Genomic DNA, 24,250 nt, shown 5'->3' with positions numbered 1-24,250 from the left:
CGGCCCTGACAGGCCCTGCCGGCGCGAAGAAACCCGACGTGTAGCGTCGGGGACCACTCCCACAGTGGCCCTGCCCCAGACCCGCATCGTGCGGGACTGGCGAAAGGAAGGACCACCGTGTTCCACTTCCATGAATCATCCGTCCGCACGTCCCTAGCCCGCGCATCCACGGCCCGGAAGCGAGTTCTGGCACTGCTTGTCGTCGTCGCCGTGGTTGGCGTCGGCAGCGCCGGACTGGGCGGAGCGGCCGTCGCCGGCTCACTCCCCCAAAGTCCCGTCGAGCTCGGCACGGCGGACTCCTTCGCGATCCTGTCGAAGACCGGCGTGACGAACGTCTACGCGTCCGCAGTCAACGGCAACGTCGGGGCCAGCCCGATCACCGGCGCCGCGGTGCTTCTGACCTGCCCTGAGGTCATGACCGGCACCATTTTCACTGTCGACGCCGCCGGTCCGCCGTGCGCGGTGACGGACCCGAGCTTCCTGAGCACATCCGTCGGTGACATGGAAATCGCCTATTCCGACGCGGCTGGGCGCACGAACCCCGACTTCATCGACCTGGGTGCCGGCGAAATCGGCGGTCTCACTCTCAAGCCCGGCCTCTACAAGTGGAACACCGACGTGACCATCTCCAGTGACGTGCGCCTCACCGGCGGCCCGGACGACGTCTTCGTATTCCAGATCGCCGGCAACATCGACCAGGCCTCAGCCAAAAACGTGACCCTGCTCGGCGGAGTGCAGGCCAAGAACGTGTACTGGCAGACCGCCGGTGCAGTCTCGGTCGGCACCACCGCGCACTTCGAGGGCACGATCCTGAGCAAGACCATGATCGCGATGAAGACCGGCGCGTCGATCACCGGCCGGTTGCTGGCCCAGACCGCCGTCACGTTGCAGAGCAACTCTGTGACGAAGCCGGCCCTGTAACCACCGGTCGGCCGTCTTCGGGAACCGGTTCGGCGGCATCCGTCGTCGCCCGGTTCTCGGAGACCAGGCCACAACCGCCCGTGCGGGTGTGGCTAACTCAGGAGAAACCGCCAACGCGGCCGAATCTTTGCCGCGTTTCCGGGGCTGCCGGGCAGCATCCGCCCGCATCTCCTGAGTTGGCCACGAACGCACCGGCTCCGCTCACGACGGATGCCGATGGGCGGCTCACGGGCGGCGTCGGAACCCCGCGCGGGGCTTACGCCGCTGCGCTGGAGGCGCGCCACGGGCGCAGCGGCGCAGCACCCGCGCAGCACGGCGCAGCACCCGCGCAGCACCAGCGCGGCACCAGCGCACCACCCGCGCAGCAGCAGCGCAGGTCGAACAATTCGAGCACGAGCCTGGGCGCGGTGACCCACCGGATCGGCGGCGCAGCAGCCACAACCTTCCAGCCTCGGCGATCGGAACGGCGAAGCGGCCCGGTTGACCGGGAGGGGCCCGGCGTGTACGGAGGTCCTCGGCGGCGGGTTCTGTTGCCGGTCCTTGATTCTGCGGATGTGCGGTTCAATGCCTGCGTCGGTGCAGTCATCACGGGTGGTGTTCCCGGGTGAGCCGGTCGTTCTCGGATCGGCGGGCCGGGCTTCTCAGCGCGGGCCGTGCCAAGGTGTGAAACAAGCATGCGATCGGGAACCGAACCCGAATCGATTCCCGATCGCACTGCCAGATCAGGACGAGATCCCTAATCTCGCCCGGCTTCCACCGTTTCAGTCGTGCGCCTACCCAAGGGGACGACAAAACGGAGGTGTGTCCACCGCGCCACGAGACTACAGAGACACGGCTGAGCGGCCGCATCTGGTGTCGGCCTCGAGGGAGGTGAGGTTCATCTGGGGCGGTTCCTTTTCATTCGGTAGGCCGGCTGACCCGAGGGTTCCGTGCCTTTGCGACCCCGCCTCACGACGGGTGTGCCCTTGCGATTGACGTGAAAGTGACCGTCTCTCCAGCGACCAGTCGGTCACCTGAGAAGAACTTATCAGTCAGGTTCGGCGCGCAACCGGCGAGGCTAAACTTTTCGCCGCTCAAGAGCCCCCCAAATCGAGGGGTGCGTCCGGCACAGACTCGGGGTGACGGATGCCGAGGCGCGCTTTCCCGGCGCCGAAGTCCTAGCACCGGGCGGAGGCCCGGGCTAACGTTGCAGGCGTGAGCGGAGCCGCTCACACTGCTCTGTTCGTAATGCCAAGAGGGGGGTCTCCATGACAGTCACCACAGCCGATGCCTACGTCGCCGCTGCGAAAACAATCGCCACAACCGCACATCTGGGCCAGGTCGACAAGCTCGGCGCCGCCTACATCGACCATCCCCGTCGCGTTTCCGAGCGCCTCAACGATCCCCTCGAGCAGGCCACCGCTTGGCTGCACGATGTGCTCGAAGACTCGAACATCACCCGCCACGACCTGCTCAAAGCGGGCATCCCGGGTGGTGTGGTCGAGGCCGTCACGGTGCTCACCAGAACGGATGTCGTCAGCGACGCAGACTACTACGCCGGCATTCGCGCAAACCCGATCGCTCTCGCCGTGAAGCGCGCCGACATCGCCGACAACCTGGAGCCCTGGCGGGTGGAACAGTTGGACGCGAGCGCGCAGAAGAGGCTCGCGGCGAAATACGGGTCGGCGCTGGCGGCGCTGGGTTAGGCCGGCTCGGGGCTCCCCGCTGCGGTCGAACCGCGCTGCGGTTGTCTCACGCTGCGGTTGACTCACGCCGCGGGTTGACCCCTGCTGCGGGTTGACCCGCGTCGGCCTCAATGACGTCATCCAACACTGTCGGCGGAGTGCCGGTGACGCAGTGAACCCCGTGCACCAGCGGGTAGGAATCCGTCCGGACGAGGGGCTGGATGCAGTCCGTCCCGGTCGAGGCCTAGGCTTCCATGTCGTCGTGGGTGACGATGCGGCCCAGCTCGATGCCGCCATCCGGGAGCTGCCAGAAGTGCATTCGACGCGCGGCGGGGGTGTTCTGCTCGATCGAGACGCGCATGCAGCGGGCGCCGTCCCAGCGCAGCAGGTGCGGGTCGGCCGGCCCTGCGCCCTGGCGCAGCGCGTGCAGGTGCCGCCCCTTGAGGGTCTTCACCCGGCCGGTGAGCACGTCGACGGATGCTTTGAACGCCTTGGCCAGCTGGCCGTCGTCGAGCCCGGCGAGAGATTCGGTGAACCGCTCCCCCAGCACGTAACTGTGCGGCAGCTTCCATTCCTCGCGGTCCGACTCCGGAACCCGGTCGACCCAGGCGAGGAGGATCTCATGCCGCACCCAGCCGGAGGGTTCCTCCCAGGCGGCTCGCCGCGACTCGTATTCGCTGACCGTGGAGTGGGCGGGGACGGTGCGGCGGGATTCGCGCAGCATCCGTCGTTGGGCCCGCTGGTCGTCGCGCAGTTCCGCGACCGTGTGGCGCAGGGTGGCGAGTTCGACGAGGGCATCGCGCAATTGCAACTGTGCGGAGCGGGCCTGCTCGCGCAGTTTGGCGAGGTCGGAATCGGTGGCGCCGGCCTCGGAAAGCTGATTCTCGAGCCGCACGATGCGGGACTTCGCCTCGGCGAGGGACAGCTGGGTCGATTGCAGCGCGGAGTGTGGCGCGGGAACGGGCGTGGGCGTGACCCGGAACGGGATGGCCCCCGTCGTGGCCGGACGCAGGGCGTGCACGCGGCCCGGACCCGGCGACGGGCGCGGGTGAAGGCGGTCCGATGTCGGGCCTGCCGTGATCAGGACCGTGACCCCGGAGACGCCGGCAGCATCGAAGACCCCGGCAGCACCGGAGAGACCGGAACCAGCGGAGAGACCGGAACCACCGGAAATGCCGATACGGGCGACCCCCGCGGCGCGGCGGGCCGATGCGGAGGCACCCACGAGCGCGGGCTGGCTGTCGAGTTCGACCACGGCGGCGGCGTCTTCCTCGACCTGAGGCAGCAGCGGACGATTCTCCTGCAGCCAGGGAGGTCCGTTCCGCACGGCACACAGCGACGGCAAAACGGTTTCGTCGTCGTCGACGTCGCTCAGGCACAGGTGCAGGGCACCGCTCGGCAGGTGAATGACCCGGGCCGCGACGACGTCACCCTCGGAGAGCAGGGCATCGACCTTGTCGAGCGGGTTGGCCGAGATATCGGCCCGGGTGATCGTGAGCGCCAGGTGCGGGTGCAGGGCCAGAACCGCTCGCTGCGCACTGACCTTCTGCACCAGAGCGAGCGTGATGCTGCCGTGCGGGTAGCGCTGTGCGATCGTGGCCACGGAGGGCGGCTTGATCTCGACATTGAGACGATGGGTGGGTGCGTCGAGCGCGCCCTGGATGCGCTGACCGGTCTGCAACGTCCAGTCGAGGGGCACCGGCGGGTAGGTCAGCTCCTGCCAGACGGTGGCCATGCCACCGCCGTCGAGTTCGATCAGTGCCCGAGAACCGCCCAGCATGAACCCCTTGACGGTGCCGTCCACGGTGATGACGGATGCCGGGGCGAGCGCGAAGAGGCCGGCCTGATGCGCGTGGGCGAGGGCATCCGTCACCAGCTGATCGGTGGCGTGCTGCGGGTCGCCGTGCGTGAAACGAAGCCGGGAACGGGCCAGGTCGGCAAACGCGTCGCCGACGGGGTAGGAACGGCCGGCGCTGCCGTAGACCTGGAACTGGGCCGGGAGCAGGTCGCCGAGCTGGCGGGTGAGCTCGCCCGTCTCGATCAGGAAGACGCGCGCGACGTCGCCGATCTGGCCGGCGAGTTGGTCGATTCCGATTTCGGGCAGGGTGGTGCCGAACGGCGACGACACCACAACCCAGGGACGATCACGGCCCGCATCGTGCAGACCGTTGGCGAGTTGTTGCACCGCGACGCTGGACTGCACGCGGGTATACACCACTGACTCCCCTTCCAACCTTCGTGAGAGGCTGTGCCTCGAGGGTACGCCTGTCGCCTGTGAGAATGACCCCGAGCGTTAAGGTTCAGGGTGTAGGGAGCCCGATATCACCTGTTGTCCCCCGGTCTCACGGGGACGCGAGTATCCCCACGACCATCGTCGTCGCCGAGTTCAGCACGATGAAGGCGGCCACCGCTGCCACCGCCAGCTCGAGCGGCAACAGCACCGTGCGCTGCAGAGCGGCGGCGCGCACCGCGGAGTCGAGCCGAGAGAAGCCTTCGATCAGGCCCTCGCCCGAACCCAGCGGAACATCGATCCACATGTCGGGGTCGTCGAGCAGTTCGATGACGCGCAGGCGGTCCGCCGGGCCCAGCACGATCGGCAGGGACGTCAGCCACGGAACGAGCTCGGCGGCATCGAGAACCGTCACCGGCTTCGGCGATGACCGCACGTCGATGCTGCGCGCACCGACGAGGACGACCAGGGGGATCACGGGGGTCGGGAGCGGGCGGCGGTCTTCCAGCAGCGTCGTGACCCGTTCCGCCTCGAATTTCGCGTGACGCAGGTAGGGCACCGGCCGGCTGTCCACCAGAACGCTGCGTTCCTCCACGAGCACGCGCTGGCGGCGATGCTGTTTGGTATTGATGGTGATGACGCCGCCGGGGCCCACCAGCACGTGGTCGATGTCCCAGCCGTGTCCGCCGATCGGCAGCGCGTGGAAGACCGCCCACTCCGGCGACAGCGTCGCCAACTTTTCGCCGACCACGATCTCGCCCTGGGCGCCCAGGTACCAGCCCTCACAGTTCACGCCGAGCGGAGAACGCCCCAGAAACCGGGCCCACAGGGTTCGTGGAGGAGTGCCGCTCTGCTCGCGCAGCAGCTTTTCGATCATGAACTGGGCCGCAAAGCGCTGGCGCATTCTGGTACTTTCCAACGTCATCTTTTCTGGTCCCCCACCGTCGATTGTAACGGCTCACCCCAACGGGTGGCACTCCCTCTGGGGGCGGGCCCGAACCGGCCACCTACGATGGTCGGATGGTAAATAACATGAGGGTCGTGCAAACCCAGCTCGGGCTGCTCGAAACCCACATCAACACGATCAAAGAGGACGCCGCGGCACCCCGCGGGGTGGAGGAGTCTCTGGTGGCCATCTGCACCGCGCTCGACGCGCTGACGGACGAGTTCCGCCGCCGCCTGCCCGAGTAGGCCCCCGCTTCGGGAGCGTCGTTCCGGCTCAGGCCGTCGCGAGCGCGGCTTCGATGAGCCGGAACACGACGTAACCGGCCGCGATGGTGCCCGCCGCGGCGAACAGGACCCACAGCATCCGTCGGATGCCCGCGGATCGCACCCGCGTATCGAGCGCCGTGAACCGCTCACGCACATCATCGGGAGTGGTGTCGGGCAGCACGTGCCACACGTGCGGGCTGTCGAGAAGGTCCGCCACCTCCTGCACCTCACCGGCCGACAGCACGGGGTGGAGCCTGACCAGCCACCGGCGCAGTTCGTCCGCGTCGAGCACTTTGACCTGCTCGGGCTTCTGCTCGATGGTGAGCAGCCGAGGCTCTACGAACACGATCACCGGCTGCACGGGCGCGACCAGGGGCATCCGTTCTCGCACCAGGCTCGTGACGCGCTCGGCCTCGGATGCGGCGTTGTGCAGGTACGGTACGGACTCGCCGTCGACCCGCAGCGTGTCCCGAGCGACACGGATGTCATTGCTCGGGTGGTGCTTCGTGGTGATCGTGAAGATTCCGCCGGGTCCGATCACGAGGTGGTCGATCTCGGCGGTCGAGGAGCCGACGGGCACGGCGCGCAACACCGTCCACTCAGGTGGCAGCGTCGCCAGGATGGAGCCCATCACAATCTCTCCTTTGGCCCCGCGATACCAGGACATGCTGTCAGCGCCGTGCGGGGACAGGCCGAAGAACCCTGCGAACCGCGACCGTCGGGGCACGCTCCCCTGAACCCGCAGCAGCTGCTCGGTGATTGACAGCGCCGCGAGGCTCTCCTGCAACGTGGCACTGTCCAGCGTCATCGCAATCCCCTTTGCTGACTCGAATCTAGCGACCGGGGACGGGGAGCACGCAGTCCCCGAAGGGGGGTGTCGACGGCGTGGCGACTCGCGCACCGGGTTCGCCCGCGGTCCCGGTGCCGATGCGGGTACCGGTGCGGCCTACGACCAGACGTCGCGGTGGTCCGTGGCGAACTGCCGGAAGGTGGTTGCCGGATCGCCCGAGAGCCGCCGGATCACCCGGTTCGGACACGCGGAAACCCCCAGGCGCACCACCCGGTAGATCATCTTCTGCACGGCGATGAAGTCGGCCTCTGCGCCCTGCACGGCCAACCGGGCGAGGTAGTCGTCGACGCTCGGCCGCGCATAAACGATGCGCCGCCCGAGCACCGCCGAGAGGATGTCCGCCACCTGGTAGTAATCCAGCGACTGCTCGCCCGACAGCGTGTAGGCCCTGCCGAGGTGCCCCGGCTCGGTGAACACCCGCGCGGCGACGCGCCCGATGTCACGGGCGTCGACGAACGCGGTGCGCGCCCTGGCCGCCGGAAGATAGATCTCGCCGCGCTCCCGGATGCCAGCACGGTACACGGTCGACAAATTCTGCATGAAGAAGTTCGGCCGTAGAAACGTGTACGGGGCGCGCCGACGCCGCAGGTGCTTCTCCACGGCGTGGTGAGGAGTGGCCGGGTTGAACTGAACACCCTGCAGGGAGAGAAAGACGATCTGGCGGATGCCATGCGCCAGCGCCGTGTCGATCACCGGGATCAGGGTGTCCGCCACGTTCGCGATCGCGGGCGGGCGCAGCAGAAACAGCCGGTCGACTCCGGCGAAGGCGCCGGCCCAGCCGGTCGGGTCGGAGAAATCGAAGGCACGGGGCGTGCCGGCCGGTGGGTTCAGGGCGAATTCGGAGCCGGCCGGGTTCCGCACCGCGGAGATGACGCTCTCGCCGGTGGACGCGAGCGCCGCGGCCACGGCCCGGCCGACGGTTCCGGAGGCACCGGTGACGAGGATGCGGCCCATCAGATGCCTTTGGAGTTTTCGCGAGCCGGAGTGGGAGAGGAGCCGGACATGAGTCACGCCTTTCGTCGAATGCATTTAGTTTAGCGACTAAGGCAAATTGACCCGGTGGAGGGCGCGGTGGAGGGCGCGGTGGAGGGCACGGTGGAGGGCACGGTGGCCTCCAGGCCGCCCGGAGTCCCCCAGACTGGGGGTGTGAATGCAATCAGGGTGCCCGGAATCCGACAGTCAACCTGGATCGCGGCTGCGGTGGCCGCCACGGTCGCCGTGGGTGCCGGCGCTGCCGGAATCGCGGCCGCCACGGGTCTCGGCGACGACGAGACCACCCTGACCGACACCGAGCTGGCGCGTGCGAGTCGCGCGGCCCTGACCGAGGTCGGGCCTGCCACGGTGACGGATGCTCAGCGCGGCCCCGCCCTGTCTCCCGCGCTTTCCGCGTCCTCCGAGTCCTACACGGTCGACACCCGGCTTCCGAACGGCGTCGAGGTCGCGGTTCAGCTCGATGAGACCTTCACGGTCGTGTGGGTGAGTGCGCCCGGCTGGAGGGGCGACGCGGCATCCGTGGCCGAGCCCCGGGTGCTGACCGCTGCGGAGCTCGCAAGCGTCGACCGCACGACTGCCGGACAGGCGGCCCTGGCCGAGGTCGGCAGTGGCACCGTGACGGACTTCCGCCGCAGCCGAGCGCTCGACCACGCCTTCGAGGTGGAGGTCACCCTCGACGACGGAACCCAGCGAGTCGTCGAGCTCACCGAGCGCAGCCAGGTCGTGAGCTCCGACCGCCCGACGCTGCGCTGAGCTGCGCCGCCGGATCGGTACGAATCGTTAGCTCGCAGATGGTGACAAGGCGACCAATGACGAAGTACCGTTGCGGAGTAGGTCCGAAACGGCGTATGTCGCACGAATCAACAGTGACGTTGGCCCCCGCACCAGCGGCTCCACCTGAGTGAGGTTCCTCGGGTGGCGCCGCGCGTCTTGCCGGGGCACGCGCTGGGTCGCGTCCGCTGGGCGTCACCGCTCGACGAGGATCCCGTCCTCGTCGCAGTAAATCGTGCGGCCGGGGGTGAACGTCACGCCGGCGAACCGGGCGACGGCATCCGTGACTCCAGCGCCGGCCTTCGAGCTCTTGCGCGGGTTGCTGCCGAGGGCCTTCACGCCCAGCGGCATCGCTCCGATGGCCACCCGGTCGCGGATCGCGCCGTTGATCACCACGCCGGCCCAGCCGTTCTGCACCGCGAGGTCGGCGATCATGTCGCCCATCAGCGCCGTGTTCAGCGAGCCGCCGCCGTCGATCACGAGCACCTCGCCGGCCGCGGGCGTCGACAGCACCGCCTTGAGCAGGGCGTTGTCCTCGAAGCAGGTCACGGTGCGAATCGGGCCGCTGAACCGGGCGAGACCACCCAGGTTCAGGAACTGGAGCGAAACGGATTGCAGGTCTTCCCCGCGCTGGTCGTACAGGTCGGCGGTCAACAGCAATGGTGTCCTCCAGGAGTTCGGTGCGGTGCAGGTTTTCTCCCTCAGGCTAGCGGCTCGCTCAGGCGCGTTGCGCTGCGGGTGGCGCTGCGGGACATCCGTCGGCCGTCAGGTCTGGAACCTGATGTCGGTGACGGATGCCGTGACACCGGCCAGCACATCGGGCAGCACCTCCACGCCGATGCCCGGTCCCGTGGGAACGCGCAGGTGCCCGTTCTCGAGCACGAACGGCGCGGTCAGGTCCTGTTCGTAGTATCGACTGGAGGCCGAGGTGTCGCCCGGCAGCACGAAGTTCGGCAGCCCGGCCAGGGCCACATTCGCCGCCCGGCCGATGCCGGTTTCGAGCATCCCGCCGCACCAGACCGGCACGCCGTGCGCGGCCGCCACATCGTGGATGCGACGGGCCTCCAGGTAGCCGCCCACCCGCGCCGGCTTGACGTTGATGATGCTGCAGGCACCGAGGGTGATGGCCGTCGCCGCATCTCGGGCCGACTCGATTGACTCGTCGAGGCAGATCGGGGTTCTGATCCGTTGCGCCAGGTGGGCGTGGCCGAGCAGGTCGTCCTCCTTCAGCGGCTGCTCCATCAGGAGCAGGTCGAAGGGGTCGAGCCGGGCGAGGTGGCGGGCATCCGCGAGGGTGTAGGCGGTGTTCGCGTCGACCTGCAGCAGCATCTCGTCGCCGAAGCGTTCGCGCACGGCGCGCACCGGTTCGAGGTCCCAGCCGGGCTCGATCTTGAGCTTGACGCGGAGGTAGCCCTCCTCCAGGTAGCCGGCCACGGCCTCGAGCAGCTCGTCGATCGAGTCCATGATGCCCACCGACACCCCCGCCGGAACCGCGTCGTGCACGGCGCCGAGGTAGCCGCCGAACGAGACGCCGGTCTCCTTCAGTTGCGCGTCGAGGATGGCCGTTTCCAGCACGGCCTTGGACATCGTGTGCCCCTTCACCGGCTCCAGTGCCCCGGCGACGCGCTCGGCGGTGAGCCGGTCGCCGAGCCCCTGCAGCCGCGGGATCAGGTGGTCGCGAATGACGAGGTCGCTGCCGTCGAGGAACTCCGAGCTGTAGAGCGGACTCGTATCGGCGGCGCACTCGGCCCAGCCCTCGGCATCCGCGGTGGTCACCCGCACGATCGTGACCGCCCGTCCGGTCGACGTGCCGAACGAGGTGCGGAAGGGCCGCACGAGGGGAATGTGCACGCGCCGCAATTCGATGTTCTCGATTTTCATGCCAGTTCCTTCGGTACGAGGGTGACCCGAGGAGCCGGTCTCCCCGAGGCGAGTGCTTCGATGAGGGTACTGCCCGGGGCTGGTGTTTCGGTGCCGCAACCCGACCGCAACCGGGTGAAACCTGCCACGACCTGCACCGCCCACCATGTGCGCCGAGAGTCGCCGGCTGTGCCGAGTTGACCCACCCTAGAGGTGACTCTCGGCAGAATCGGCGAGTCTCGGTGCGCTGACGGCCCGGGCGACGGATGCCTGGTCAGTGACTACTCAGCGGCGGCCGTCGACCGCGTCGACCGTGAAGAGCGCGGCCTGCTCCGGGGCGAGCAGCGGGGCGGGCAGCCCGACGAGAGCGAGCACCGCCCCGGTCAGCGTCACGGAACCATCGGCACCAAAGGCACCGGCGGCACCGGACAAGCCCGGCTCCGCCAGCCAGGCCGGCGGGGCATCCTGGATCGTGCGCGGGGGCGCGCCGAGCGAAAGCGGTGCCACCCGGTAGCGCCGCTCGGGCGCGAGACCGGGGAACCGCATCCGCTCCGGTAGCGCCGCGCGCGGGGCGGCGAGCGCCACCTGGGCGAACAGGGCCGAGTTCTGGTCGGGCGACACGACGCCATGCAGCTCGAGGGCCGGGTCGCTGGGGTCGGCCCGAACGACGACACCGGAGTGCAGCAGCGGCCGCAGCTGCTTGTAGCGGGCGATCCAGGTGGCGATCTGCACCCGCTCGGCCTCGTTCGCGCGGGTCAGGTCCCACTCGATGCCGGCGCTGCCGAACAGGGCGGTCACCAGCCGGAAACTGAGCTCGGAGGTGCGCCCGGTGGTGTGTGCGGTGGCGGCGCCGAGATGCCCGCCGAGGTACTCCGGCGGGAGGAGCACGCTCGAGTACCGCTGGATCTGCTGCCGCTCGAGCGGGTCGTTGGAGTCGCTGGTCCAGACCCGATCGACGCGCTCGAGAATTCCGAGATCGACCCGGGCTCCCCCCGACGCGCAGGACTCGATCTCGACGCCCGGGTGCTCGGCACGCACGGCATCGATGAGCCGGTAGAGCGCCACCGTCTGCCGGTGGGCGGAGCCGGCCAGCAGGTCGCGATTGTGGTCCCACTTCAGGTAGGCGATGGGGTACTCGTTGAGCAGGGCGGTGAGGCGGGCGAACACCCAGCCGAAGGCATCCGGGTTGCCGAGGTCGAGCACGCGCTGGAACCGCCAGGTCAGCGCCGGCGACGAAACACCGACGGATGCCGAACCAGTACCGGCCCCAGAACCACCGACACCAGCCACATCCACCCCGCCGAGCACCCACTCCGGGTGCGCGCGGGCGACGTCCGAGTCAGCGCTGACCATTTCGGGTTCGACCCAGAGACCGAAGTCCATGCCGGCCGCGTGCACATGCTCGATCAGCGGGTGCAGTCCGCCGGGCCAGGTGACCGGGTCGACGAACCAGTCGCCGAGGGCCCGCCGGTCGTCCGACCGGCCGGTGAACCAGCCGTCGTCGAGCACGAAGCGCTCCACCCCGACCACGGCCGCCGCGTCGGCCAGGCGGGCCAGGGTCGGCAGGTCATGGTTGAAGTACACGGCCTCCCAGGTGTTCAGCACGACCGGGCGGTGCCCGGTGATGGTCGACCAGGAACGGATCCACGGATGCAGCCGCGCCGAGAGCCCGTCCAGCCCGGCAGCCGAGTACACGGCCACCGTCCACGGGGTGGTGTGGCTCGCACCGGGGGCCACTCTCAGCTCGCCGGGAGCCAGCAGCTCGCCGCTGCCGAGCGCCGAGTAGCCCAGCGCGCTGTTCTCGGCCCAGACGTGTTTGTCGCCGCTCCAGGCCAAGTGGGTGGCCCATACCTCGCCGCTGCGGAAGCCGAACCCGGGCGTTCCGGCCGCCATCAGATAGGAGTCGTCGTGGCCGGGGCGGCCGTGACGGGACTCCCGGCTCCACACGCCGTGGCCGAGCGTACTGCGCTGCGGCCGGCGCTCGTGGGTCCACAGCCCGGTGAAGTCGAGCAGTTCCCCGGCGCGGTCGGGTACCGGCAGGATGACGTCGAGCGAGCCGAGCTCGAAGGGTGCGGAGGCAGGGTCGTCACTGGTGTTGGTGAGGGTGTGGCGCAGTCGCAGCACACCCTCGACCGATAGTTCGAGGTCGGTGCGCACGGCCACCCGGGCCGCGGTATCCGTCAGAAAGATCGTCAGGGTCTGTGTGCCGGGCAGCGTGCGGTGGGAGGCAGACGGCACGCCCGCCCGCCCACCGCCGGACTGCACCTCGGTGAGGCGCAGATCGAGGGCCACGCCGCCGCGCCCATCGGGCCGGAACCCGCTCACGCCCGGACGCCCGCTCCAGCCGGCCGCGAGGGTGGGCAGTAACGAGAGCCGTAGGGGCACGTCGATCGAACTCGGCGAGATGGCCGGCACGGATGCGTCGGCCAGCGTTTCCAGCAGTTCACCGTTCAGGTCACCCAGGTCGGCGCCCCAGTGCACGATGACGGGCACGCCCGTGCCGCGGGCATCCAGCACAAGGCTGGTGCCCGCGGCACGGAGGTAGGGAATCGACACAGTGGAGCTGATGCTACTTGGTGACCGGGATCGACTGAGCCTCGAGAGCGTCGATCGTGCTCTGCTGGGCGCTCGTGAGAGCATCCGTCAGAGTTCCGCTACCGGTGACGGCACCCTTGAAGCCGTCGGAGGTGTCGTTGTAGACCTGCGTCATGGTCGGGCCCCAGATGAAGTCGGGCGAGACATGACCGGATGCCTCGGCGAACACGTCGTAGATGGCCTGGCCTCCGTAGAACTCGATGCCTTCCTTGAGGGCCGGCAGTTCGAGGCCGCTCTTGGCGGCCGGGTACAGGTTGGCCGACTTGTTCAGCATCGTGAGCGCCTCGTCAGAGGTGTTCAGCCACAGCGCGAACTGGGCCGCCTCGTAAGGGTGCTCGGAGCCCTTGAAGACTGCGGTGGACGAGCCACCCCAGTTACCGGCGGCGTTCTCGCCGGCAGCCCACTGCGGGGAGAGGGCGACGGACCAGTTGCCGGCGGTGTCCGGAGCACCGCTGGCGATGGAGTTCGCACCCCAGGCTGCGGAGTTCCAGGTCCAGTTGGATCCGGTGTTGTAGGCGTTGTTCCACTCGTCGGTCCACGGCGGGTTGGTCGAGACGAGGTCGCGGTCGATCAGGTCCTGCCAGTAGTCGGCGACCTTGACGGACTCGGGGCTGGTCAGGTCGATGGTCCAGTTCTCGCCGTCGTTCTCGAACCAGCTTCCCCCGGCCTGCCAGACGAATCCGGCGAACTGGTTGATGTCGCTCTGCGAGAAGTTGGTGATGTAGCCGCCGGTGGCGCGCACGGCTTCGGCGGCAACCGCGAATTCTTCCCAGGTGGTCGGGATCGCGATGTTGTTGGCGGCGAAGAGGTCGGCACGGTAGAACATCGCCATGGGCCCGGCGTCCTGCGGCACCGCGTAGGCCGCGTCTTCTTCACCGAAGTTGACCTGTCCCCAGGTCCAGTCCACGAAGTCGTCCTTGGCGTCGAGAACACCCTCACAGGCGGCGAGGTCCATCAGGCCGTCCTGCACGCGGAAGTTCGGGAGGGCGTCGTATTCGATCTGGCCGAGGTCGGGCGCGTTGCCCGCCTTGAGCTGGTTGAAGAAGTTCTGGTACGTGCCGCCGTTCCCGTTCGGGCCGGTCTGCACCTTCACCTGAACGTCGGGGTTCTCCTCATTCCAGACTGCGGCGACGTCTTCCATCCCGGGGATCCAGGTGGTGAACGTGAGGTCGACCTTGCCCTCGGAGGGTTCGCAGGCGGCGGCGTCGCCACCGCCGGACGACGTGCTCGAGCCCGACGCACAGCCGGTCAGAACGACCGTGGCTGCGGTGAGCAAGGCGACGGCGGCTGCTCTCTTCTTGATCTGCATTATTCTTCTTTTCTCTTGGGGGTGGGGGTGGTGCAGCTAGGGGGGGGTGAGGTCGGCTACTTCACCGAACCGGCGCTGAGGCCGTTTCGCCAGAAGCGCTGGAGGAGCAGGAAGATGATGATCAGCGGGATGATCGACAGCAGGGCGCCGATCAGAACGTAATCGCGCAGCACGGGGATCTGGTTGACCTGCGAGTTCCAGGCGTAGAGGCCGAGCGTGACCGGGAACAGGGTCTCGTCGCGCAGCATGATCAGCGGCAGGAAGAAGTTGTTCCAGATGGCGACGAACTGGAAGAGGAAGACGGTGACCAGGGCCGGCACCATCATCCGCACCGAGACCGTGAAGAAGGTGCGCAGTTCGCCGGCGCCGTCGAGGCGGGCGGCCTCGATCAGTTCGTCGGGAACGCTGGCCGACGCGTAGATGCGGGAGAGGTAGACCCCGAACGGGCTGACCAGGCTGGGCAGGAACACCGACCAGAACGTGTTGGTCAGGCTGATCTGGCTGAAGATCAGGAACAGCGGCAGCGCCAGCGCCGTGGCGGGCACGAGCACCCCGCCGAGCACGACGTTGAAGATCAGTTCGCGTCCCGGGAAGTTGTACTTGGCCAGTGCGTACCCGCACATTCCGGCGATGAGCGTGCCCACGAGGGCGCCGCCACCGGCGTACAGCGCGCTGTTGAGCATCCACTTGAGGTACACGCCGTCGCGGTAGGCCACCAGGTTTCCGATGTTCTCGAACAGGGAGAAGTCGGCGAACCAGAGCGGGTTCGTGCTGTTGAACTGGGATCGGTTCTTCGAGGCCGCGACCAGCAGCCACCAGATCGGCACCAGGAAGTAGAGCGTGAACACGCCCATGACGACCATGGCGCTGACCCGGGCGAACGGGCTCTCGCGCTGGGCGCGCGGTGCCTTCGCCTCGGTTGAACGGATGCCGCGAGCCGGCTTGGCGGGGGTGGTGGGGGTCAGGGTGCTCACTGGGCTTCCTTCCGCTGCGTGAACTTCAGGAACGTGAAGGAGAGGATGAACGTCGCCAGGGCCAGCACAACGGAGAACGCGGCGGCCAGGTTGAAGTTCGGGATCGACGAGGTGGAGTACACCGTCAGGTTCGGGGTGAACGTGCTGGTCACGGCCGAGCTGAAGCTGCGGAAGACCTGCGGTTCGGCGAGCAGCTGCAGGGTGCCGATGATCGAGAAAATGGCGGTCAGGATGATCGCCGGCATGATCAGCGGAATCTTGACCGACCAGGCGATGCGCAGCTGGCCGGCGCCGTCGAGGCGGGCGGCCTCGTAGAGTTCGGTCGGGATCGCCAGCAGCGCGGAGTAGATGATGAGCATGTTGTAGCCCACGAACACCCAGGTGACGACGTTGGCGATGGCCCAGAGCACGAGGTCGGCCGAGAGGAAGTTGATGTTCTCGGTGATGGCGCGAAACGGCGACAGATTGGGTGAGTAGAGGTAGCCCCACATGATCGCGGCGATGACGCCGGGGACCGCGTAGGGGACGAAGAACGCCAGCCGGAAGAATTTCTTGCCGCGCACGAGCGGCGAGTCCAGCAACAGGGCGAACAGCAGCGCGAGACCGAGCATGATCGGCACCTGCACGGCGCCGAAGGCGAGCACCCGGGTGATCGACTCCCAGAACGGCCCATTCTGGAAGACCAGGATGTACTGGGTCAATCCGCCGAAGACCTCGGTGGCCTGGCCGAAGGTGCCCTCGCGCTCGATCACGAGCAGTGACTGGTAGATCGCGTAGCCGATCGGGACGAGGTAGAACAGGGCGAACAGGGTGCCGAACGGGAGAACGAACGCGAGGATCGCGCCCGTGTGCTGCACGCGGGGCTTCGCTCCGGGGGCCCTGGCTGGCTTGGCGGCGCGGGGCCTGTTCCGGGCAGCGCTGCCCGGGGCATCCGTCAGGGGAACGGCAGGTGCGCTCATGATGAGGGGTCCTCTCTAATCACGCGGACGGCTCCGGCCGGCACGCGCACGATTCGACCGACGGGTTCGTCGGTGACGAGCTCGTGGCCGGCGGCCGGAAGCTCGACGTCGCCCGAACCGTGGTTGATGATGAACAGATAGCTGTGGGTGGAGCCCACGCGGCGCACGACCTCGATGGCTCCGGAGCGCTCCGGGCCGACCGCGGTGACCCGGGCCTCCTGGGCGATCGTGCGCAAGACGTCCCGCAGGCCGTCGGCCTCCAGCGCGGTGGCCACGTACCAGGCGGTGCCGCCTCCGTGCCGGTTGCGGGTGATGGCGGGGATGCCGGGCAGCGGCCCGTCGATGTAGCAGGCGACCACCTCGGCGGTGTCGACGCGCAGGCGTTCGCTCCACAGGCTCGCGGCGGCGCCGGTGTCGAGAGCGAGAACGTGGCCGGGCAGCAGCGGAGAGAACTCCTCCACCGTGATGCCGAGGATCTCGCGGAACGCGCCGGGGTAACCGCCGGTGCGCACCCGGTCGTCTTCGTCGACGATGCCGCTGAAGAAGGTGATCAGGGCGTGGCCGCCGGCGGCGACGTAGGCGTTGAGATTGTCGGCCTGCGCGTCCGAGACCAGGTAGAGGCACGGGGCGACGACGAGGCGGTAGCCCGAGAGGTCGGCATCCGGGGAGACGATGTCGACCGTGACACCGAGTTCGTGCAGGGCCGTGTAGGCGGCGTGCACCTGGTCGAGGTAGCGCACCGCGTGGGAGGGACGGGATTCGCCGTCGCCGGCCCACCAGGATTCCCAGCTGAAGATGATCGCCGCATCCGCGACGACCCGGCTGCCGGTGACCTCGGCAAGACGATCCAGGGTTGCGCCCAGGGCCACGACCTCGCGCCAGAGCACGGTGTCGGTACCGGCGTGGGGCACCAGGGCGGAGTGGAATTTCTCCGACCCCTGCGGGGAGGCGCGCCACTGGAAGAAGCAGATGCCGTCCGCGCCGCGGGCGACGTGGGCGAGGGAGTTGCGGGTCATTTCGCCGGGCGCCTTGGCCAGGTTGTGCGGCTGCCAGTTCACAGCACCGGCGGCCTGTTCCATCAGGAGCCAGGGCTCACCCTGGGCGAGCCCGCGGGTGAGGTCTGCGGCGAAGGCGAGCTCGGTGGCCGGGTCGGCGAGGCGGTGGTCGAGGTAGTGGTCGTTGGCGACGATGTCCATGTCGCCGGCCCAGGACCAGTAGTCAAGGTTGCGGATGTGCGCGGTGACCATGAAGTTGGTGGTCACGGCCACGTTCGAGTGGCGGCGCAGCACCGCGCACTCGCGGCGATAGTAGTCGAGCAATTCGGCGGAGCTGAACCGGTGGAAGTCGAGCACCTGGCCGGGGTTGTGGCTGGACAGCGTGAGCCGCGGGGTGAGGATCTCGGCCCACTGGCCGTATCGCTGGCTCCAGAAGGAGGTACCCCAGGCTGCGTTGAGAGCATCGATGGTGCCGTAACGCGTCTGAAGCCAGAGACGGAACGCGGCAGCGGTATCGTCGCAGTAACAGAGCGCGTTGTGGCAGCCCAGTTCGTTGGACACGTGCCAGAGGGCGATGGCCGGGTGGTGGCCGTACCGCTCGGCGACCTTTTCGACCAGGGCCAGCGCGTGCTCACGGAACACGGCCGAGCTCGGGCACCAGGCCTGGCGACCGCCGGGGAAACGGGTCGTGCCGTCGTGGGCGACCGGAAGGATCTCGGGGTGAAGTGTGGTCAGCCACGGCGGTGGCGACGAGGTGCCGGTGCCGAGGTTGACCCGGATCCCGTTGGCGTGGAGCAGCTCGATGATCGTGTCGAGGGTGGCGAAGTCGTACTCGCCCGCACGCGGTTCGAGGTGGGACCAGCCGAAGATGTTGATGGCCACCAGGTCGACGCCGGCCTCGCGCATGAGGCGCACGTCCTCGGCCCAGGTCTCGGGACCCCACTGCTCCGGGTTGTAGTCACAGCCGTAGGCGATGCCCTCGTGCACGAACGGGTGGGCCGGGGCCGCACCGTTCGAAGTGGCTGCTCGCGAGTTCATGTGCTCCCTGACTGTGGCGTGCACTTCGTGGTGACGACACCGTGGTGACGACTCTGTGCTGACTGTTCTGTGAACGTGCACAGAGTCGGGAGCAAAACTCGCCGCTGGGTTTTCTGTGAACGTACACAGAGTATGTATCCCCCGTCGGTCGTGTCAAGCGCGGAGCGTGTGCGGGAGCGTTACAGTTATCGAATGGTGACAATCCCGTCTCGACGCAAACGCGCGACGATCCACGACGTCGCCGTGGAAGCCGGAGTCTCCCGCGGCACGGTCAGCCGGGTCGTGAACGACGAACCCTACGTCTCGGCGTCGGCCCGCATCGCCATCGAGGCGGCCATCGAGAAGGTCGGCTACGTGCCGAACAACGCCGCCCGAAGCCTGGTCATGCAGCGCTCGGAGGCCGTCGGTTTCATCGTGCACGAGCCGCACTCCCTGTTCCTGGACGACCCCAACATCGGCGGAATCCTACTCGGCGCCAACACCGTGCTCTCCCGCGCCGACTACCAGATGGTCAGCCTGGTCATCGACTCCCAGCGCGACACCGAGCGCGTCGCCCGCTACCTCAGCGGCGGTTTCGTCGACGGGGTCGTCATCGTCTCCGCCCGCCAGGAAGACCCGATCACCCGGGTGATCGAGAAGCTGCGCCTTCCGGCCGCCTTCGTGGGACATCCGCCCGACCTGCGCCAGCTTCCCTTCGTGGGCATCGACAACCGGGCGTCGGCGCGCGCCATCACCGAACGCCTCATGCAGACCGGCCGCACGCGCATCGGCATGATTGCCGCCGCGCTCGACCGAGACTCCGGCGCCGACCGTCTGGCCGGCTTCACGGATGCCCTCGGCGACCGCTTCGACCCGGCTCTCGTGGCCCGCGTTCCGCTGTACACCTTCACCGACGGGGCCCTCGGCATGCGGGCGCTGCTCGAGCGTGACCCGCTCATCGACGGCGTGTTCGCCGCCTCCGATGCGGTCGCGGCCGGAGCCATGGAGGCTCTGCGTCATGCCGGGCGCACCATTCCCGGAGACGTCGGCATCGTCGGCTTCGACGACAGCTCCTGGGCGCTGCGCACCCAACCGCACCTGTCCACCGTGCACCAGCCCGCCTTCGGCCTCGGTGAGCGGGCGGCGGAGTGCGTGCTGGGCCAGTTGCGCGGCGAGGAGCAGCCGGCCGGGGGCATCCTGCTCGAGACTCCGATCGTCTGGCGTGACTCCGCCTGAATCGGAGGTTGGCGGCGCAGGGCTACCGGCAGCAGCTGGCTTCGGGCTGGCCGGAGCACTCCGGCTGCGCGTCTCTCCACCGCGCGTGGCTAACTCTCCCCCCCCNCCCCCCCCCCCCCCCCCCCCCCCGCGTGGCTAACTCCCCCCGCGCGTGGCTAACTCCCCCCGCGCGTGGCTAACTCAGGAGAATGCTCGGGCCGGTTGGGGGCATCCGCGTGTTTCCGTGGGATTTTCGGTGCACGACGGATGCCCGCGCTGGATCTCCTGAGTTAGCCACAGCGCGGGTCGGTGAACGGGCCGGGTGGGCGACGGATGCGGGCTCGCCTGCGGCGGGGCACACTGGAAGCATGGTTCGCAAGCAGGCCGTTGTGCGCGGGATGGTGCAGGGAGTGGGGTTCCGCTACTACACCCAGACCGAGGCGCGCCGACTCGGGCTCGCGGGGCATGTGCGCAACCGCGGGGACGGGGCGGTGGTGGTCGAGCTGGAGGGCGACGCGACAACCGTCTGGGTGATGCTCTCGTGGCTGCAGCACGGCCCGCCGTCGGCCCGGGTCGAGGCGGTCGAGGTCACCACGATTCCGCCGCTCGGCGAGACCGGGTTCCGGATCGGTTTCTGAGCGGAACGGCTGGCTGAGCGGCGGCATCCGGTTGACACCGAGGTCAGCGGGCACCCGACCGGCTGGCGTAGCGTGGGAGCATGTGCGCGCGAGCTGCCGATCCCGCTCGGACGGATCCCCCGAAGCGCGTCCACGCGGCGGCGACGAAATCGGGCGTGCACGCTCTCCCTGCGGCACCCGTTCGCCGGGCCCTCTCCCGAACCTCTCGGACGCCCCCCGTGCACACCGTGCGCCGCGGGTTCGGCATCGGCCGCCTGCTCCTCGCCGGCCTGGGCGTGGTGGCCCTCGCCGGCTACTTCGATTATGTGCTCGGTTTCGCCACGTTCCAGATCTACAACTACTTCAGCTATTTCACCGTGCAGAGCGGCATGGCCGCGATCGTCGCCTTCGCCGCCGCCGCATTCGTCGCATTTCGGCACACGACCGACCCACCCTGGCTGAACTGGTTCCGGTTGCTTGTGACGACCTACATCACCGTCTCCGGGATCGTATTCCTGACCATCGTCATCCAGTCCTCCTCGCTGGACTACACGATCGAGGTGCCCTGGTCGAGCCAGTTGCTGCACTTCTGGATTCCCACGATCGCACTCCTTGACTGGCTGACGGATGCCGGCAAGGCCCGCCTGCCCTGGAAAATCCTGGTCTGGGTTCTCGTGGTGCCCTCGATCTGGGGAGTGTTCACGCTCATCCGCGGGTCGATCGTGGGGTGGTACCCGTATTTCTTCCTCGACCCGGTGCAGGTGCGCGGCCCACTCGAGACCGTGATCTACTGCCTAGTCGCGCTGCTGCTCTTCACCGCGATCGCCGCCGTACTCACGGCCACGTCGCGGCTGCCCCCGCGAGCGCAGGAACGCGAACCTACAGCGGCGTGAAGGTGTATTCGCTGGTCAGGTGCTCGCCCTGGCAGGCGCCGCAGTAGAGCACGCCGGATGCCTGCATCGCGAGAACCCGGGGTGTGCACTGCACGACCTTGGGGCCGCAGCACGGAGAGACCACCAGGTAGGCGCCGGGGGCGGTGGGTTGGTGCCCGCTCAGGCCACGAATGTGGTGAGTGCCTTCACCGGGCAGGTCAGGGTCGAAGTCCAGAAGGACGACGGATTCGAGGTCGATGTCGATGAGGATATCCATGGGAGCACAGCAATCACACGGTCACGCAGAAAAGTGGAGCAGTCGCGGGCGGGGGTGGTGCATCCCGGTGACGACCGCACTGGGATGGCCGGCGGAACGAGCCCGGCCTGGACCGGGGGTATTCACCCGTCAGAATCCGTCGGCAAGGCCAGTCAGGGTCACAACTGGACCTCTGGGCGCTGCACCACGACGGGCTGCGACTGCATGAGAACGTGCCCCCGAATGGGAGCCAGAATTCATCGACTGGACGTTGGCAGGACGATACACCACGAATCTCAGAATTGTGACGGGCCGACAATCGCGAGGGGCTGACCCGGGCTTCGGGGAGCGGCGTGGTGAGACCTACTCCGGGGTCGGCTTGTCGGTCGGCACGGCCGAGTAGAACGGCTCGAGGCTGCTCAGGGCGGCGGCGAGGAACTCGTCGTCGTCGACCTCCGCGAGGCGCAGAGCGGTCTCCGCCGCCACCAGGCCCACCAGCACCGGTTCGCCGGTGAGCGGAACCATGTTGATCCAGACGCGGAAGTCGTCGTCGCCGCCGACCGTGGACCAGAGCGGGGCATCCGTGTCCCAGAACGGCTCGTCGAATTGCAGCCAGATCTTGTCGAGCGTGCCCATGCCCAGGGCCGAGATGGCACCGCGGTGCGCGAAGGGCAGCGGCGGGTCGAACTCCATCACCGTGGTCTTCAGCACCCCCAACGGCACGGTGACGACGACCCGGTCGGCGGAGAGCGACTCGCCGGTGCCGAGCCGGAGGCTGGTGCCGGCGTCGCTGTAGGCGATCTTGGTGACCACGCTCGACCCGAGCACGTCGATGCCGTCGCTGAGGTCGGTAAGAAGAGTGGCGAAGCCGCCCAGCACGATTCGGTCCTCGCCGGGGTCGGTGTCGGGGTCGGGGTCGGCCTGACGGTTGGCGTCCGAGTACCAGGAGGACTGCTCCGGAACGGGGGCCCCTGCCAGTGGGTCGAGCACCACCGTGATCTGGTAGTCGAGCCAGTCGGCGTCGGAAACGCCGGTGTCGGCATCCGTCGTCGAGAGCTTGGAGGCCCCCGAATCATCGAGGGCCTGCGCGATGGACACGTCGGTGGGCTGCTCGGCGGCCCAGGCCAGCGCCGTGGCGACCGCCTGAGCGCCGGTGTCGGGCACCTCCACGACCGTGCCGGCCGCGGTGCGGGCCTCGGGCGGATCGGTGAAGGGGGCCGTGGCGACGCCGCGGTCGGTGAGGTCCTCGTCGAGGGTGGTCTGGCCGGTGCGCCGGACGAAAGCCGCGCCGAGCTCGATCGGGAATGGCCAGTCCTTGTCGGTGACGGTGTCGATGCGGCCGCCGATGCGGTCGCGGGCCTCGACCAGGAACACGTCGAAGCCGGCGTCCTGCAGGTCTCGGGCCGCGGTGAGTCCGGCGATTCCGGCGCCGATCACGGCGATGCGCTCCCCCGGGCTCGCCGCTGCGAGCACGTCGCGGGCGGCGCGCTTCCCGGAATCGCGGGCGCCCTGCACCGTGCCCGGTGCGTCGGTGGAGGTGGCCTCACCGGCGAAGAACAGGCGGTCGTCGACGGGCTGGCCGAGCGCGGCGCGCTGCTCGGGCGTGGCCCCTACCGCGGGGTAACTGTAGGAGCCGCGGGCGAACGGGTCGGCCGACCAGGATGTGCGGCGCATGGCCGCCGGCTTCGGCACGAGCGAGGGTGTCGACGTCGGCTTGGGCGTGACGGATGCCGTGGGCCGCGGAGTCGGCGTCACGCACGCGGTGAGCGCGACCAGGCTCAGGCCGGAGACCGAGCCAAGCAGAAAGGTTCGTCGTTTCATCGCTGTGTCGGCGCCAGGTATAGCGCCGACGTCCTCCTCTCCGCGCGGGCCGGGCAGTACGACCAAGCTACCTCAGAGCGGGGTGAAGTGGCCGGTCGGGGGATGGGGGGTGGGGGGTTGGGGTGTGCGCACGTAACTGCGGAGATTGTCGCGACACGCGGCATCCGGCGCCCTGAAATGCGGCGTTTCACGCAAATCTCCGAGTTTGCGTTCGCCGGTGACGCGCCGGCGGTCCAGCGTGCGTCGGGGGCGGGCGGGGTCCTCATCAGCACGTCAGCTCACAGCACGTGGGGCGGCAGCAGACAATGGCAGCAGACGATGGCAGCAGACGATGGCAGCTCACAGCGCGAATCACAGCGCGTCAGGCGAGCGGATGCTGCAGAAAGCCGTCCTCGAGCAGCTCCCGCACGCGCGGGAGCAGGTCCGCGGCGAGTTCGCTCTCATCGACGTCGAGCAGCTGGGCCAGCGCAGCGACGATCGAGCCGACGTCGAGCTCACCGTCCGAGGCGCCGACCAGGGCGGCGAGGCCGGTGTCCAGCGCGATCGACCGGCCGAAGCCGGTGCCCTGATGCAGCGTCAGCAGGGTGGGGTCCTCCTGGCCGGGCCAGTAGTGCCGTTCCTCGGTGACATCGGATGCGACGGCGAGCCGCGCGCGGGCGAGGCCGGCGTCATCCGTGGCCGCGTGCCAGTCGTGGGCGGCGAGGCAAGCGGCAAGATGGCTACCCATGCCTCCCGGATTGTGGCCGAGGGTGCCGGGGAGGCGTTCGAGCCGACGGAAGGTGGGGGTGCCGGCGGCCGGGCGGCGCAGCAGCATGTAGCCGAAGCCGACCTGGCTCACGCCGCGCGCCTCGAAGTCGTGCAGCCAGGCCCCGTAGAGGCGGTCGAAGTCGGCGGTGTCGGCGCGGGTACCGCCGTCGCGGATCCACGTCTCGGCGTAGAGCGTGGGAGCCTGCACCTCGCGTTCGATGATCCAGGCGTCCAGTGCGGCGGCATCCGTGGCCTGAGCGGTCTCCTGCTGGCCCCCGTGCGCACCCTCGGCACCGGCCCCGGCGGCGTGCCCGGCCCCCGCGGCACCCTCGTCCCCGGCGGCACCCTCGGCCCCGGCGGCACCCTCGGCCC

At 68.8% G+C, this 24,250-nt stretch carries 20 protein-coding genes, 1 pseudogene and 1 riboswitch; of the genes and pseudogenes, 7 read left to right on the top strand and 14 right to left on the bottom strand.

Annotation, left to right across the window (positions count from 1 at the left end):
* The first annotated feature begins 117 nt into the window (after positions 1–117).
* Both E3O62_RS09050 and E3O62_RS09045 read left to right on the top strand, forming a co-directional pair.
* Entirely contained in the window at positions 118–921 is an 804-nt protein-coding gene (locus E3O62_RS09050; RefSeq protein ID WP_134393732.1) for an ice-binding family protein, read from the top strand.
* 900 nt (positions 922–1,821) lie between these two features.
* Positions 1,822–1,895: riboswitch (cyclic di-GMP riboswitch) on the bottom strand.
* A 273-nt stretch (positions 1,896–2,168) separates the two neighbouring features.
* Positions 2,169–2,606: a phosphohydrolase gene (locus E3O62_RS09045; protein ID WP_134398283.1), complete on the top strand. Its 438-nt coding sequence runs from the start codon at positions 2,169–2,171 to the stop codon at positions 2,604–2,606.
* Positions 2,607–2,829: 223 nt separating this feature from the next.
* Here E3O62_RS09045 and E3O62_RS09040 read toward each other — a convergent pair whose 3' ends face one another.
* Positions 2,830–4,803 (bottom strand): hypothetical protein, encoded by a 1,974-nt coding sequence (locus E3O62_RS09040; protein WP_134398282.1) that lies wholly within the window; start codon positions 4,801–4,803, stop codon positions 2,830–2,832.
* 124 nt (positions 4,804–4,927) lie between these two features.
* Positions 4,928–5,719 carry a nuclease-related domain-containing protein gene (locus E3O62_RS09035; protein ID WP_166786448.1) on the bottom strand — a complete coding sequence of 264 codons (792 nt, stop codon included), beginning with the start codon at positions 5,717–5,719 and terminating at the stop codon, positions 4,928–4,930.
* Positions 5,720–5,835: 116 nt separating this feature from the next.
* On the opposite strand from E3O62_RS09035, the gene E3O62_RS16570 reads away from it, so the two are divergent.
* Positions 5,836–6,006: a hypothetical protein gene (locus E3O62_RS16570; RefSeq protein ID WP_166784645.1), complete on the top strand. Its 171-nt coding sequence runs from the start codon at positions 5,836–5,838 to the stop codon at positions 6,004–6,006.
* Between the two features lie 28 nt (positions 6,007–6,034).
* Here the strand turns inward: E3O62_RS16570 and E3O62_RS09030 are convergent, their stop codons facing one another.
* On the bottom strand, positions 6,035–6,835 hold the full coding sequence (locus E3O62_RS09030; RefSeq protein WP_134393728.1) for a nuclease-related domain-containing protein: 801 nt from the start codon (positions 6,833–6,835) through the stop codon (positions 6,035–6,037).
* 138 nt (positions 6,836–6,973) lie between these two features.
* Entirely contained in the window at positions 6,974–7,831 is an 858-nt protein-coding gene (locus E3O62_RS09025) for an SDR family oxidoreductase (RefSeq protein WP_166784644.1), read from the bottom strand.
* Between the two features lie 192 nt (positions 7,832–8,023).
* Between E3O62_RS09025 and E3O62_RS09020 the strand changes: the two genes are divergently transcribed.
* A complete protein-coding gene (locus E3O62_RS09020; RefSeq protein WP_134393726.1) occupies positions 8,024–8,623 on the top strand; it encodes a hypothetical protein in 600 nt (199 codons plus the stop codon).
* A 213-nt stretch (positions 8,624–8,836) separates the two neighbouring features.
* Here E3O62_RS09020 and rraA read toward each other — a convergent pair whose 3' ends face one another.
* The 7 genes from rraA to E3O62_RS08985 all read right to left on the bottom strand — a co-directional run bounded on the left by rraA (position 8,837) and on the right by E3O62_RS08985 (position 18,371).
* The gene (rraA, locus tag E3O62_RS09015) at positions 8,837–9,301 is read right to left on the bottom strand and encodes a ribonuclease E activity regulator RraA (protein WP_134417847.1); all 465 of its coding nucleotides are present in this window, start codon (positions 9,299–9,301) and stop codon (positions 8,837–8,839) included.
* A 105-nt stretch (positions 9,302–9,406) separates the two neighbouring features.
* A complete protein-coding gene (menC, locus tag E3O62_RS09010) occupies positions 9,407–10,522 on the bottom strand; it encodes an o-succinylbenzoate synthase (protein WP_134398279.1) in 1,116 nt (371 codons plus the stop codon).
* A 264-nt stretch (positions 10,523–10,786) separates the two neighbouring features.
* On the bottom strand, positions 10,787–13,057 hold the full coding sequence (locus E3O62_RS09005) for an alpha-galactosidase (RefSeq protein WP_134398278.1): 2,271 nt from the start codon (positions 13,055–13,057) through the stop codon (positions 10,787–10,789).
* Positions 13,058–13,070: 13 nt separating this feature from the next.
* On the bottom strand, positions 13,071–14,405 hold the full coding sequence (locus E3O62_RS09000) for an ABC transporter substrate-binding protein (RefSeq protein ID WP_134393722.1): 1,335 nt from the start codon (positions 14,403–14,405) through the stop codon (positions 13,071–13,073).
* A 56-nt stretch (positions 14,406–14,461) separates the two neighbouring features.
* A complete protein-coding gene (locus tag E3O62_RS08995; protein ID WP_370448391.1) occupies positions 14,462–15,379 on the bottom strand; it encodes a carbohydrate ABC transporter permease in 918 nt (305 codons plus the stop codon).
* Complete coding sequence (locus E3O62_RS08990) at positions 15,376–16,338, bottom strand: carbohydrate ABC transporter permease (RefSeq protein ID WP_134393721.1); 963 nt, start codon at positions 16,336–16,338, stop codon at positions 15,376–15,378. The genes E3O62_RS08995 and E3O62_RS08990 overlap by 4 nt, the downstream gene beginning before the upstream one ends.
* Positions 16,335–18,371 (bottom strand): beta-galactosidase, encoded by a 2,037-nt coding sequence (locus E3O62_RS08985; protein ID WP_134398277.1) that lies wholly within the window; start codon positions 18,369–18,371, stop codon positions 16,335–16,337. The genes E3O62_RS08990 and E3O62_RS08985 overlap by 4 nt, the downstream gene beginning before the upstream one ends.
* A 192-nt stretch (positions 18,372–18,563) precedes the next feature.
* Here E3O62_RS08985 and E3O62_RS08980 point away from each other — a divergent pair, with 192 nt between their 5' ends.
* From E3O62_RS08980 to E3O62_RS08970, 3 genes are all read left to right on the top strand, one after another.
* Positions 18,564–19,586: a LacI family DNA-binding transcriptional regulator gene (locus E3O62_RS08980; RefSeq protein WP_134398276.1), complete on the top strand. Its 1,023-nt coding sequence runs from the start codon at positions 18,564–18,566 to the stop codon at positions 19,584–19,586.
* Between the two features lie 347 nt (positions 19,587–19,933).
* Positions 19,934–20,203, top strand: coding sequence for an acylphosphatase (locus E3O62_RS08975; protein ID WP_134398275.1), 270 nt, complete (start codon positions 19,934–19,936; stop codon positions 20,201–20,203).
* 218 nt (positions 20,204–20,421) lie between these two features.
* Positions 20,422–21,075: a Pr6Pr family membrane protein gene (locus E3O62_RS08970; protein WP_134393717.1), complete on the top strand. Its 654-nt coding sequence runs from the start codon at positions 20,422–20,424 to the stop codon at positions 21,073–21,075.
* On the opposite strand, the gene E3O62_RS08965 is transcribed toward E3O62_RS08970, so the two are convergent.
* The 3 genes and pseudogenes from E3O62_RS08965 to E3O62_RS16565 form a co-directional block, all read right to left on the bottom strand.
* Complete coding sequence (locus tag E3O62_RS08965) at positions 21,062–21,331, bottom strand: hypothetical protein (RefSeq protein WP_134398274.1); 270 nt, start codon at positions 21,329–21,331, stop codon at positions 21,062–21,064. The two genes, E3O62_RS08970 and E3O62_RS08965, sit on opposite strands and share 14 nt — an antisense overlap.
* Before the next feature lie 342 nt (positions 21,332–21,673).
* Entirely contained in the window at positions 21,674–23,131 is a 1,458-nt protein-coding gene (locus E3O62_RS08960) for an NAD(P)/FAD-dependent oxidoreductase (protein WP_134398273.1), read from the bottom strand.
* Positions 23,132–23,492: 361 nt separating this feature from the next.
* Positions 23,493–24,250: pseudogene (locus E3O62_RS16565) on the bottom strand (SAM-dependent methyltransferase); the annotation flags it as partial.

Origin of the sequence: Cryobacterium sp. TMT2-15-1 (assembly GCF_004402345.1) — a bacterium.
Classification (GTDB): Bacteria; Actinomycetota; Actinomycetes; order Actinomycetales; family Microbacteriaceae; genus Cryobacterium; species Cryobacterium sandaracinum.
This window is presented reverse-complemented; position numbering and strand designations above follow the sequence as displayed.

What these genes read in the sequence shown, in the direction of transcription:
- E3O62_RS08975 (WP_134398275.1), top strand. Translation starts at nt 19,934, where the DNA reads ATGGTTCGCAAGCAGGCCGTTGTGCGCGGGATGGTGCAGGGAGTGGGG.
- E3O62_RS09025 (WP_166784644.1), bottom strand. Translation starts at nt 7,831, where the DNA reads ATGGGCCGCATCCTCGTCACCGGTGCCTCCGGAACCGTCGGCCGGGCC.
- E3O62_RS08985 (WP_134398277.1), bottom strand. Translation starts at nt 18,371, where the DNA reads ATGAACTCGCGAGCAGCCACTTCGAACGGTGCGGCCCCGGCCCACCCG.
- E3O62_RS08980 (WP_134398276.1), top strand. Translation starts at nt 18,564, where the DNA reads ATGGTGACAATCCCGTCTCGACGCAAACGCGCGACGATCCACGACGTC.
- E3O62_RS08990 (WP_134393721.1), bottom strand. Translation starts at nt 16,338, where the DNA reads ATGAGCGCACCTGCCGTTCCCCTGACGGATGCCCCGGGCAGCGCTGCC.
- E3O62_RS09035 (WP_166786448.1), bottom strand. Translation starts at nt 5,719, where the DNA reads ATGCGCCAGCGCTTTGCGGCCCAGTTCATGATCGAAAAGCTGCTGCGC.
- E3O62_RS09045 (WP_134398283.1), top strand. Translation starts at nt 2,169, where the DNA reads ATGACAGTCACCACAGCCGATGCCTACGTCGCCGCTGCGAAAACAATC.
- E3O62_RS16570 (WP_166784645.1), top strand. Translation starts at nt 5,836, where the DNA reads ATGGTAAATAACATGAGGGTCGTGCAAACCCAGCTCGGGCTGCTCGAA.
- E3O62_RS08965 (WP_134398274.1), bottom strand. Translation starts at nt 21,331, where the DNA reads ATGGATATCCTCATCGACATCGACCTCGAATCCGTCGTCCTTCTGGAC.
- E3O62_RS08960 (WP_134398273.1), bottom strand. Translation starts at nt 23,131, where the DNA reads ATGAAACGACGAACCTTTCTGCTTGGCTCGGTCTCCGGCCTGAGCCTG.
- E3O62_RS09030 (WP_134393728.1), bottom strand. Translation starts at nt 6,835, where the DNA reads ATGACGCTGGACAGTGCCACGTTGCAGGAGAGCCTCGCGGCGCTGTCA.
- E3O62_RS09000 (WP_134393722.1), bottom strand. Translation starts at nt 14,405, where the DNA reads ATGCAGATCAAGAAGAGAGCAGCCGCCGTCGCCTTGCTCACCGCAGCC.
- menC (WP_134398279.1), bottom strand. Translation starts at nt 10,522, where the DNA reads ATGAAAATCGAGAACATCGAATTGCGGCGCGTGCACATTCCCCTCGTG.